At 70.1% G+C, this 11,258-nt stretch carries 11 protein-coding genes; 6 read left to right on the plus strand and 5 right to left on the minus strand.

Going from position 1 to position 11,258, the window contains the following annotated elements; all coding sequences use genetic code 11:
- Window positions 1-160: 160 nt before the first annotated feature.
- The gene (locus tag ACWGR4_RS33580; RefSeq protein WP_380004769.1) at window positions 161-361 is read left to right on the plus strand and encodes a hypothetical protein; all 201 of its coding nucleotides are present in this window, start codon (window positions 161-163) and stop codon (window positions 359-361) included.
- A 156-nt stretch (window positions 362-517) separates the two neighbouring features.
- Here the strand turns inward: ACWGR4_RS33580 and ACWGR4_RS33585 are convergent, their stop codons facing one another.
- A complete protein-coding gene (locus tag ACWGR4_RS33585) occupies window positions 518-694 on the minus strand; it encodes a hypothetical protein (protein ID WP_452131344.1) in 177 nt (58 codons plus the stop codon).
- A 1,205-nt stretch (window positions 695-1,899) separates the two neighbouring features.
- Between ACWGR4_RS33585 and ACWGR4_RS33590 the strand changes: the two genes are divergently transcribed.
- The gene (locus tag ACWGR4_RS33590; RefSeq protein WP_452131345.1) at window positions 1,900-2,679 is read left to right on the plus strand and encodes a DUF6585 family protein; all 780 of its coding nucleotides are present in this window, start codon (window positions 1,900-1,902) and stop codon (window positions 2,677-2,679) included.
- A gap of 273 nt (window positions 2,680-2,952) precedes the next feature.
- Here ACWGR4_RS33590 and ACWGR4_RS33595 read toward each other — a convergent pair whose 3' ends face one another.
- The 3 genes from ACWGR4_RS33595 to ACWGR4_RS33605 all read right to left on the minus strand — a co-directional run bounded on the left by ACWGR4_RS33595 (window position 2,953) and on the right by ACWGR4_RS33605 (window position 6,174).
- Window positions 2,953-3,576 (minus strand): hypothetical protein, encoded by a 624-nt coding sequence (locus ACWGR4_RS33595; protein WP_452131346.1) that lies wholly within the window; start codon window positions 3,574-3,576, stop codon window positions 2,953-2,955.
- Between the two features lie 877 nt (window positions 3,577-4,453).
- Entirely contained in the window at window positions 4,454-4,897 is a 444-nt protein-coding gene (locus ACWGR4_RS33600) for a nuclear transport factor 2 family protein (RefSeq protein ID WP_452131347.1), read from the minus strand.
- Between the two features lie 242 nt (window positions 4,898-5,139).
- Entirely contained in the window at window positions 5,140-6,174 is a 1,035-nt protein-coding gene (locus ACWGR4_RS33605; RefSeq protein WP_452131348.1) for an NUDIX hydrolase, read from the minus strand.
- Window positions 6,175-6,507: 333 nt separating this feature from the next.
- Here ACWGR4_RS33605 and ACWGR4_RS33610 point away from each other — a divergent pair, with 333 nt between their 5' ends.
- The 4 genes from ACWGR4_RS33610 to ACWGR4_RS33625 all read left to right on the plus strand — a co-directional run bounded on the left by ACWGR4_RS33610 (window position 6,508) and on the right by ACWGR4_RS33625 (window position 10,529).
- Window positions 6,508-7,746, plus strand: a complete 1,239-nt coding sequence (locus tag ACWGR4_RS33610; protein ID WP_452131349.1) for an alpha/beta hydrolase — start codon at window positions 6,508-6,510, stop codon at window positions 7,744-7,746.
- A 620-nt stretch (window positions 7,747-8,366) separates the two neighbouring features.
- Window positions 8,367-8,885, plus strand: a complete 519-nt coding sequence (locus ACWGR4_RS33615) for a TetR-like C-terminal domain-containing protein (protein ID WP_380005020.1) — start codon at window positions 8,367-8,369, stop codon at window positions 8,883-8,885.
- Between the two features lie 601 nt (window positions 8,886-9,486).
- Window positions 9,487-9,885 carry a nuclear transport factor 2 family protein gene (locus tag ACWGR4_RS33620; protein ID WP_452131350.1) on the plus strand — a complete coding sequence of 133 codons (399 nt, stop codon included), beginning with the start codon at window positions 9,487-9,489 and terminating at the stop codon, window positions 9,883-9,885.
- 470 nt (window positions 9,886-10,355) lie between these two features.
- Window positions 10,356-10,529 carry a hypothetical protein gene (locus tag ACWGR4_RS33625; RefSeq protein ID WP_452131351.1) on the plus strand — a complete coding sequence of 58 codons (174 nt, stop codon included), beginning with the start codon at window positions 10,356-10,358 and terminating at the stop codon, window positions 10,527-10,529.
- A 244-nt stretch (window positions 10,530-10,773) separates the two neighbouring features.
- On the opposite strand, the gene ACWGR4_RS33630 is transcribed toward ACWGR4_RS33625, so the two are convergent.
- A complete protein-coding gene (locus tag ACWGR4_RS33630; protein ID WP_380004781.1) occupies window positions 10,774-11,175 on the minus strand; it encodes an ATP-binding protein in 402 nt (133 codons plus the stop codon).
- Window positions 11,176-11,258 lie beyond the last annotated feature (83 nt).

Genomic DNA, 11,258 nt, shown 5'->3' on the forward strand with positions numbered 1-11,258 from the left:
GTGCGAGGGCAGACCTTGACCTGTCACGGTCGCGAGGGGCGAACCGATACTCGGCTGTGCCGAATGCGCCGGCGGTTCGACACCATTCCGTCGGCCGCCGACTCCCGACCGCGCCGACGTGGCACGACCGAAGTCGGCGATTTCCGACAGAGGTTGCCGCATGTTCCGTTCCGCTCACCGTTCCCGCGCCCGCTGGGCGACCTCCGTGGGCGCGGTGGTGATCGCAGTCGGTGCGATGACCACCGTCGCGGCCTCGCCTGCCATGGCCACGTACCCGCCGAAGGCGAAGTGTCCCAACGAGCGGGTTCCCGAACCCGGCCACGAGGGCGTCCCGAACCCCGGCGGCGCCATCTGCCTCTGACCTGAGCGTTGTTGTGCACCCGTCACCATTCGGATGCCCGCGTGCATCGCAAAGCGCGTGCGCGGAATGCGGCCGAATGGCAACTGGACACGGCTTCCGCACGGATCGGCCGATGGGCAGGGGTACGCGCCTACGGCGGCCACCGTGCCGTATCGCCTACGGCCACGATCCCCGGCGGGTCCTGAAGAGCGCCGGGTCGCCGGGGCCGCGTGTCCTGAGGGCGATCGCCTTCGCGTTGTTCTTCTCCAGGGTGGGCGTTGCTCCCCACAGGAACGCGGTGCCGTCGGGGAAGAGCCGACGGAAGGTGGCCGTGTCGGGTCCGATCCGGGGCAACGGCCTCGTGAACTCGGGACGGTTCCCGCCTTCGTACCGCCGTTGCGCCGCCGATCGTTCGTGGACGACCGTGCGTCCGAAGGCGAGGGTGGGCGTCGGGGGATTCTGGTCCTAGGGTGGGCCGATGCGGCCGACTCCGCGCTGAAGCCGGGGCGGCCCGCGGCGGTCGCCGCCGCCGAACCGACGCCGTGTAGGGCCATCGGACCTGGCCCGTCGAGCAGTGCCGGGTCTGTCCGGGCTGGGGTGAGAAGCCGCAGTACGCCGACTGCGTGGGCTGTTCGTCCCGGCGGCATCCGCATTCCGAGCAGGCGGCCTGGCGACGCTGCGGGTAGGACAGACACGTGAACATCGACGGACTGTGCCGGCTGTGCTGCAGGTCATCCGGCTCTGCGATTCCGGCTGGAGCGCCGAGCCCGCCCCCCGGGCAACCGCCCCGGCTCGCGCTGGTCCTGCCCGGTGTTCGTCCGCCCACGCACATCCGATCGACCGCCCGCAGAAGGGCTCGCCGCGCGACGCGAGTCGCCCTCGGTCATGGTTGGAGCGCCGGCGCATCGCGGCGGCCGAGCCGAGGGTTAATCCGCAGGCCTGCCCGTCGGCCGGCCGAGGGCGGCTGTCGCTGTTTTCCTCGTGTCGTCCGCGCATCCGAGCGGCCCCGGAACCGGGGCCGGGTGGAGCATTCACGAACTGGCGTGTGCCGAGCGGTCGTTGTCCCCGCGACGGACGGCGGGGTCCGGGTCGATTCGCGTGCCGGCCGTCGATCGGAGATCCGAGGGGCCGACAACCGGGCGAGCGTGCGCCCGACCCGTCAGGGTTCTCCGCCCACCCACGCCATACGGGAAGCAATCCGGCCGAAGCGCGGTGACGTTCCCGCCCGGGGGCCCGCCTTCCCCGGGGAATCGGGGTCGCCGGCGATGGCACTGCCGGCGGCATCGAGGCTCCGTTCCGTCGCCGTGGCGGCACACGCGCGACCGTCGCCGAATGGATCCGGACGAGACGTCTTCGGGACGCGGACCGGACGGCCGCTTCGTTGCTCGCCGGCGACCCGATTCGCTTCTACTTCGAGGGAGTTGGCCATCGGTCGGGATGTCGATGCCGCAGGTCGCCCTCTCCTTTCCGCACGGGTGTGTCTCCCTCTACAGTGGCCTCCACCGTCTGCCTTTGGGGGGACCGTGTCGGCTCGCGTCACCGCTCCTGTTCCGCCTGCCATGCGCACGGTCGCGCAGGACTTCGAACTCGGCTCGCACCGGGGGTTGGTATGGACCGCGCCCGGGAGATTTCTGGTGGCCTACCTGGTGACGCTGCCGGCTTGCGTCGGGCTGTTTCTGCTTGTGTTGGGTGCTTCGATCACGGTGAAGGAACAGCGTGAGCAGGGTGGTTGGTACTACGGACTGCCGGCGCTCATCGTGGCGGTCGGCGCGTTCGCCCTGGCCTGGCACGTCTTCGTTCTGCTGAGCGGACGGCAGACGCGGGTCTGGGTGGGTCATTTCCAACATGGCATCGTGCGGGAGGTCGCCGGACGGGTGCCGGAGCCCTACTCCTGGGACGAGATCGTCGGTATCCATCGGTTCACCACCAAGGAGAAGAAGTGGGTGACCTCCTTCACCGCCCACGCACTCCACGTGGTTTCCGAAGAGGGCACCGAGATCGTGGTGAACCATGCGTTCGAGGGCGGCGTCACCCGATTCGTCGCCGAGGTGGATCAGGCGTTCACCCGTACCCGGCTGCCACGTGATCGCAGCCGGCTCACGGCGGGGGAACGGATCGACTTCCTGGCGGTCCGCCTCGATTCCGCCGGCATCGGTCACGACAGGGGTCGGCTCGGGTGGCACGAGGTCGACCGGATCGCGGTGTCGAACGGCCGGCTGCGCATCCATCGGCGCGGTGCCCGACAGCCGTGGGTCGACATCCCGATGCAGTTCGTCCGGAACGCATCGGTCCTCATGGCCCTGGCCGCGGGGATGGGAGGGGAAACAACCGGGTCCTGAGGCGGATGCGACCTCGACCGCCGACCTCGCGACGACGCCACTCCATCGGCACGTTCAACGCACGAAATCCGCTTGCATCTGACCGACTTCCCATATCGCGCATCTCGCCGACTTCCCCGATCGCCGGAGCTTCACGGTGTGACACACATGCGTAGACCCTGGGCGACGCTTCGGTGTCGTTTCCGTGCACTTCGGGCGGGTTGCCGACGCTTGGGCGTACGTCGCGTCCGATGGGTGGTCCGTTGCCGTTCCGTCGTCGTTGCCCGCCGTCGGTCACAGGCGGGCGGTGGCCTTGGGGACGAGTCGGGGCAACAGGTCGGCCTCCCAGCCGCGTTGGGGGTAGCCGTCCGGCGTGGACAGGTGGCCCAGAGGGGTGATCCGGACGATGAACTCGTCCTTGCGGAACTGCACACCTTCCTGCGCGCTGTAGCCGGCATCCGCGCCTGCCGACGGCGGCAGCTCCCGGTAGTCGGCGGGCCGGCGCGGGCCGGAGGCGGTGAAGTCCCAGTCGTGGGTCATCTCGGCGCCGGTGGCGATCGACACGATGTCCACGGTCAGGCTGATCGTGCTGTACGCGTCGATCACCCGAGGTGTGTCCAGGGTGAGCTTGCAGGTCGTACTGCGCAGCGCGGGCCCCTTGCTCTTGAGGAATCCGCGGGCGTCGGCGGTGCCGACGACTTCGACGCCGCGCACTTCGGGAAAGACCTCCCGGACGTCGGCGGCGGTGACGATGTCGCATGCGTCCGGCCACGTGGTCGGGTCGTCGGGTCGAGCCGTGAACCTGCCGTCCTTCGCGGGCGCGGGCGGCGCCGAGGGCCGGACGTCGGCGGTGCGCACCGGCTTCGCGCTCTCCGACGGCATCCGGCCCGTGGTGTCGATCGACGGGAAAGGCGACATCGGCTGTTGCTCCGCGGCCGCGGGCGGTCCCGCTCCGGCGGGATCCTGGAACGCTTTGCGATCGTGTCCGCCGCCCCCGTCCGCGCCGTTGATCAACAAGGCGGCGACCACGGTCGATACGATGCCCGCCGCGACCAGTGCGACCCATCCGACCGGACCACCCGCAAACACGCCGGAACGCTCCCGCGCACCGACCTCCCCCGGCCCGACCGGAGGCGGACAGGGCGGAAACGCCGGGGTGGGCGAAGCCGCGGGAGGCGGCGGGGCGGATACGGGTCGAGGCGTGCCGGGTAGGTCACGCTGCGCTTCGGACACACTGAACTCCAGGAAATCACGCACTCGTTCGGCGCCGGACGTCGTTCGCCACCCTGTACGCGAACGGTCCCGACCACGGCACGCTAGGCGCCCGGCCCCACACTCGGCATCCAACGAGCGCAGGAGAACCGGGTAAACCCTGGCGGTATGCGAGCACGGTCGGTCGGCATGTGCGGGGTTCGGGGACGATCCCGCCACCTCCGGCCTGATGGGCGAACTCGCCACCCCGCGAGGACTCCGACTACGCGCACGTGACCGACGAGATGCCGGCCACCGTCGGTGTCACCATGTTCGGCGCCGGCACCGTCTCCACCTCCGGCTTTCTCACCATGGCCTTGGTCCACCTCCTCACCCACCGCGCCACCTGGGACCTGCTGCGCGAGCGCCGCGACCTGGTCGAAGCGGGCGTGGAGGAACTGCTGCGGGTCAACCTGTCGTCGCCCGCGTTACCACCCGCGACGACCGGGAACCGCACGACACCCGGCCCCAGGCACGGGAACGCGCTCCCGCGCGGAAATCGGGTGTCACCGAACCGCAAGGCCGGTCGTGTTGGAGCCGAGCTTCAGGAAGAGGGGTCTGCCCGGCCGTTCTCCCAGACGACCTCCAACGCGACGCGCGCGAACCGCCAGCCGTCGTCGGTGTGTTCGCACACGCAGTGATACACCGCGCCCACGTCCCAGTGCCCCCGGGGATCGGCGCCGTGGCGGTGGACCGCGAGCAGGTTGGCTCGCAGCCGGACACCGTCGTCCCCCGTCTCGAAGATGTGATTGCCGGTCATGTGGTGGGTGCGGTCGAAGCGCCCCAGATCCCGACGCACGAACTCCGCCACGTCGGGGGCGCGGACCTCGCCCGACGGCAACGACAACACACCCTCGGCAGTGAAGCAGCGGGCGTAACCCTCGAAATCCTTCGTATCCAGGCAATAATCGAACCACGTCAACAGATCGACGAGTGCCTGCCGCTCGCGCGGGGCGAGCGGGTGAAAACGTTCGACCAAGAGACTCACCTGACCGTGTGGGATCGTCCGAGCACCCAGCGTAGCGAATCGCCGTCGCTTTCCACGCCGCCCGAACACGGCCGAGGCCCGTGTCCCGGATACCCCCGCGCCCACCGAAGCGGTGGCCCCCGGTCGGTTCCGGATCAGGTTTCACAGGCCCGCGGTCGTGCGTGTCGGCAGCACGGGGAGCGCTCCGCGGTCGGGGCGCGATATCGAGTCCGATCGAGCCCGCGACCCGGCACGGGACCGGATCAGCCACGCGCCCGTCCCGGCCGGGTCGATAGCCCGTCGCGCGAGACCTCGACGACGGACCTGTCCCCCGCGACGGGTACGCCGAGGATCTCGTGTGCGCGGCGTTGTGCCGTGTGCGCCTCACGCAGTCCGTCGTGGCCCCAGCCCAGGAGGTCGACGGCGGTCGCCGGGTCGACCAGGAGTCGACGCCATTCCCGTCCGGTCGCCCGGTCCGGCCGCGCCGGGCCCAGGCGGGCGAGGCGGGCCGCGTAGCGGACGCGGGCGACGGGGGCACCGCCGTGGATCAGGGCGTCGTGGTCGTGGAGGTATCCGAGGTAGGTGTGCGCTCCCGGTGCGGCGTCGGCTTCCTCGTACGCCTCGCGGGTGAGTGTCGCCCACGCGTCGACGTCCCCGTCCTCGGTGCCGCCGCCGGGCAGCGCGAGCATGCCCCGGTCCGCGGCCAGGAGCACGCGCCCGTCGTCGGCGAACAGCCACCCCGAAGACTGGGCGACGGGCAGCGCGTCGGGCACGGGCTCGCCGGGGTGCCAGACCCAGGGCCGGCCCATGCGCGGGGCGGCCTCCAGGCCCAGTTCGCGGCGCAGCGGTTCGTTGTCGTGGTCGGCGGCGCGGAGTCGGGTCAGGCGTTGGTCGGTGTGTCGGTCGTCGTGGACGGTGTCGTGGGGTTGTTGGAGGTGGAGGGCGTAGGGGGTGCCGGTGCGGATGGCGTGCAGGGCGGCTCGGGTGTAGGCGACGAGGTCGTGGGGTGGGTTGTCGGGGTCGGTCCAGACGAGTTCGTCGTGTTTGTGGGGTTCGGCGTTGTACACGGTGTCGGGGGTGGTGGGGTGGCGTGCGCCGGGCCATCCCTCGGCGGTGAAGAACCAGCCGATGCGCAACGGCCCCCGGGGTGGCCGGTGTTGCAGGACGAGGTCGCAGCGGAGCATGGTCGGGTGCAGCACGACGCCCGTCTCCTCACGGGTTTCGCGAACGGCGGCGGTGACGACGTCCTCGCCGGGTTCGACCTTGGTGGCGGGCGCGGGTGACGGCGATGTACGCAAGGCGGGTCTCGGTGTCGGGAATGTGGCCCGGGTGGGTCTGGCCGTCGGCAGTGGCGCTCCACGGTGGGCAGGGTCGCGGGTGCGGCGGTGCGGGCGGCGGTGATGGCCGCGCCGGGGTGGCCTGCGGCGTTCTCGGCGGAGATGCGGTGCAGCGCGACGGTGGCGGGTCCGAAGCCGCCGCCATGGTCGCGGTGGTCGGGAACCGCGGCGGACTACTAATACGAGAGAACTAGCGTTAGTGTAGGTGCCGGGCCGGAAGTGCGTGCCACGCCGTACCCCGAAACTTCGCGAACGCACGCGTCTCGAGCGAGGTTGGGCCCTTCGACGCCCGGGATGGTGGTGTTCACACCTGGCACACCGACGCACGACAAGACGCACGCGGGGCTCACGGGCGTGGACGGTGCGGCCTCATCCGGTGATTCTTCGCGGCTCCCGAGTTCTTCCGAGGGCTCGTCCACGGCTACGACATGCGGCACGCGCCGTGGCTGGATCGATGCTCGGAGCACGCGGATATCCCGGCCCGGGGCGCGTACTGCCACCGACTCCGGGCGCCGTCCGACAATCGCACGTTTGATCACGGCCACAAACTGTCGAAAGGAAGCGCGGATGCGCCAGGACATCGAGTTCGACTCCGACGGCACGACGCTTCGGGGCTGGCTCTACATTCCCGACTCCGGAGCGGCTCCGCACCCCGCGGTCGTGGTAACGCACGGATTGGGCGCGGTAAAGGAGCAGTACACCGACAACATCGCCGAGCATCTGGCGAGCGCCGGCATCGCGGTGATTCTGTACGACCACCCGTCTTTCGGGGCCAGCGACGGACTGCCGCGCCAGGAGGCGGACCCGGCCGCGCAGATACAGGGATACCGAAACGCCATCACCTTCCTGCAGTCCCGGTCCGAGATCGACTCGGACCGGATCGGTGTGTTCGGTTCCAGCTTCGCCGGTGGCCATGTCCTGGTCGTCGGTGCCATCGACCGTCGGGTGAAGTGCGTGTACGCGCAGGTCCCGGTCATCAGCGGTGGCACGACCCTGTCCCGATTCGTCAACTCCGAGGCCATGCGCGAGATTCGGCGCATGTTCGACCAGGACCGCCTGGCACGCTTCCAAGGCGCGGAGCCCGGTGTCATCCCGCTGATCACCGAGGATCCGACCGCGATGGCCGCGATGGCGGACCGCGAAACCTGCGCGTGGTACCAGTCCATCGAACCCGAACGCCTCGCCACGTGGCGCAACGAGATCACCCTGCGCTCGATCGAACTGCTGTCGGGATACGAACCGGGGGACTATATCCGGCGCATCTCGCCCACGCCGCTGCTCATGGTCGTCGCACAGCACGACATTCTCACGCACAGCGACCTCGCGTTCGCGGCGTACGAACGCGCGTTGCACCCCAAGCGGCTCGCCATCCTGCCCGGTGGCCATTTCGTGGTCTACAACGAGCAGTTCGCGGAGTCGCTGAGACTCATGACGTCGTTCTTCGAGGAACACCTCGCGGCCGGACCGGCATCTGTTCCCGCGCAACGGATGGCCGAGAGCGGCAGTCACCCCCGGCAGGTTCACACCGCCTGACGCCGGCGCCTCGGAGGAACCACGAAGGCCACACCTTGGAAGGGGCCCACCCGAGAGCGAACGTTTTCTCATGCCGCAGGAAGGGCCGGAAGCCGTACGTGGCGACCGGTATCGGACCTCTTCCGACCTCGGTGTCCGGGTAGCCGGGACCGGGCGCCGCCCCGATCCCGCGTTCGGCCGACGCGCGAAGTCGGCCGGACGCGCGGGCCCTGCCGAAGTCGCCCGCAGTCGGGTCGCCGTGCCCCACCACTGCCGCGGACGCGTCGCGCCACGAGGCGGAGAGCAGACGTGCGATCCCCGTTTCGCCCGCGCGATCCGCCCTTTCGTCATACCCCGGGCCATCGACCATCCGGCCCGCCGACGATGGACCGCTTTCCGAGCGGCTAGGGTCACACGACCGAGTGGCCGGCGGCCTCGGGGGTGGCCACCGTCGAACGCGGGTATCCCGCCCGTGTTCTGCCGGCGAGACCGTTCGACCGTTGTGGGGTCCAGTGTCAGCGAATGAGTCGACGCGCACGCCCGGATCCGTGCGCCCCGGTGGACGCACGGCGCGTACCCGTGCCGAGGTATTGAGCGCCGTTTTGGCGGAACTCGGTGAGCCCGACCAAGGCGGACTCACCATGGAGAACGTGGCTCGTCGCTCCGGTGTGCACGTGGCCACCATCTATCGGCGTTGGCGCACGGTCGAGGGCTTGATCGTGGATCTCCTGACGTGGATCAGTTTCAACGAGATCCCCTTCCCCGACACCGGATCACTGGAAGGAGACCTTCGGGCACTGTCGCGGTCGATCGTGGCCCTGTACCGGGACGACATCCGTTTCCGCACCATGATCGAGACCATCGTCGCCGGTGCCACCAGGGACTCGGCGGCGGAGCGTGCCTTGCACGACTTCTTCGCCGAGCGCAACGCCGGCGCCGCCGTGATCGTAGAGCGTGCGATCGCACGCGGCGAGTTGCCCCCCGAAACCGACGGCATCGAACTCATCGCCGCGCTGGGGGCGCCGGTCTACTACCGGATGCTCGTCGTACGCCGATCACTCGACACCGCGCTCGCCGACCGCGCCGCGGCCGCCGCCCACGCCGCCGCCCTCGCCGGCGTCTTCGCAAGCACCGACCAGACCGGCGCCACGCGCCCCTAGGCCAGGGCGTCACCCGCACGGAGGCGGGCGGCACGGTGAGGGTTGCGTGACGGATGCCCAGAACTTCGTCCGGGTTCGCGGCGGCGGGGACGACCGGCTCGACAACCGTGTGCACGACGGCGTCCATCGCCTGGAGCCCGTCCAGGCTCCTCGACGTCCTCGTGCCACGGCACGTGTTGTCCGCGCACGTGCCGTGCCCGTCGACGACCGGGCGCGGCAGGCTGCCGGATCCGCACGGCAGGGAGAACGGCACGCCCGACACCGGCCCGGGCGCGATGTGTTCGGTCCGGGTGCGGGGCAGGCGTCGGGTGACGGCCGAGGTGATGTGGACACGCGATCCCGACCCACGTGCGGCGCGATGCGTGGGGCGCCGGGCGCGCGGGCGGTGTCGGTGAGGTGCGGGTCGATCTTCGACGGTCGCCCCGCGTCCGGTGGGGCCGACGCGGTGGGCTCACAGCGCGGCGTTCCAGCGGGAGCCGGTACTCCCCTCCCGATCGAGCGGTACATGTCGGGTGTGGGCTCGATTGTTTTGGACTAATCGATACAATAAGGTGTTCGAATACGTGCTCGCATGCGTGTGTTCGAAGAGAGAGATGTGGTCATGAGCGAAACTCGGGACGTCGTCGAGGAGTACTTCCGCCGGATCGGTGCCGGTGAGCACGAGCGGCTGCCGGAGATGTTCGCGGACGACGTCGACTGGGACGTCTACGGCGCCGAGGAGGTGCCCTGGATCGGTCGGCGGACCACCCGCGCGGATGTCGCCGCGTTCTTCCCGATCCTGACCCGCAACCTGAAGCCCGTGGACTTCGCCCTGCACCGGATCCTCGTGGACGGCGAACACGCCGTCGTCATAGGTCACATGCGGCAGACCGTGGTGCACAACGGCAACCTGTTCGACTCGCCGATCGTATTCCATTTCACCGTCGAGAACGGGTTGATCACCCGCTGCCGCACCTACGAGGACAGCCTGAACCTCGCCCGCGCGTACGGCGTCGTCTGAACCGATGGAACACGGCCCGGGGTGGGCGAACGGATCCGGAACCGGCCCACCAGACACGGCACAGGCCCGCATCAGCCCCTGGCGGGCCGGGAGTGTCGGGTACCGGGTACGGCGCCGTGCCGTCCCAGCCGGACCTCCACAACGCGCTGTCCACCCGACACCGTGGTGCCTCCGGAGGGGCAGGCGGGCGAGTTCGTCCAGTTGTTCGTGCGCGTGGGCGAAGTCGTCGAGGCGTACGTGGAGTTCGGCGAGGTACTCGTGTGCCTCGGCTCGGCCGGCGGGTGTCGCGGCGGGGTCGGCGCGGAATATGGCACCGGCGCGCGGCGCCGCACCGCCGGGACGTCGTCGGATGCCTGGTCAGCTTGTCCGTGCGGCGAACCGGAAACCAGGGGCCGCGAGTCCGCCCTGAACTCGATCACCGAGGCACCGACCTGGACCTCCTCGAACCGCCGGCGACCGCCATGCCGACGATGGAACACGAGCTCCTCGAATACGCCCTCTACGCCCTCGGCGCCACCCACGATCCGCAGGCCCGGGCGCTGATCGAGCCGTTCCTCCACCACCTCGACCCACGGGTGCGCCAAAATGCTCTGCTCGCAGCAGCCGAGACCACAGCGTCCGAAGGCCCCATCCGCAACTCTTGACTATTGCTCGTCGGCGTGAAGCGGGTGACACAGCAGAGCCGTGGTCGCGAGGCCCGGCACCGGCGCTCTCGCAACAAGCGTCCCGGATCGCCGTCGGACCCACGAGCAGCCGGCTCGTCACCGCGCGGTCGTCCTGGTACACGCATGTCCGTCGGCGGGTTCGGGGTGCCGAACTCCACCACGGGCGCCGCGCTTCCCGCACACACATGCTTCCCCCCGGAAACCTTCGGCCGAGGCACGGGATTCAGCGCCGGATGTGGGCGTACACATGTTTACCCGAGGACTTCTCCTCGATGGTCCACCCGTCGGTGAGTCTGTCGAGGAGCAGCAGGCCGTAGCCACCGTGCGCGTTCGGGGGCCGCTGGAGCACGAGCAGGTGGCCGGCCCGGTCGCCGACTCCGATGAGAACTCCGTCGGCTGTGGGGGTAAGCGTCAGTTGTGCCTCGGCGGATGTGTGACGCAGGACGTTTCCCACCAACTCGGACACGACCTGGACCACGTCGTCGACCCGTTCGTCGGGCCACGCCCACGCGGCGAGGGCCTCGCGAACCAGGGCCCGGGCGACGGCCAGGGTGCCGGGGGCTTTGGGCAGGGTCCAGTCGCGCGCACGGGTGTTGGGCGCGGCGTGTCGCGGATGGTCGGCCATGTCTGTCTCCGGGACGGGGGGTGCCGGATGGAGAGGGCGGCGCGGGCGACGTGCACTCCTACTCGGCGCAGGATCTCCTGCGG

The organism is Embleya sp. NPDC055664 (assembly GCF_053618075.1).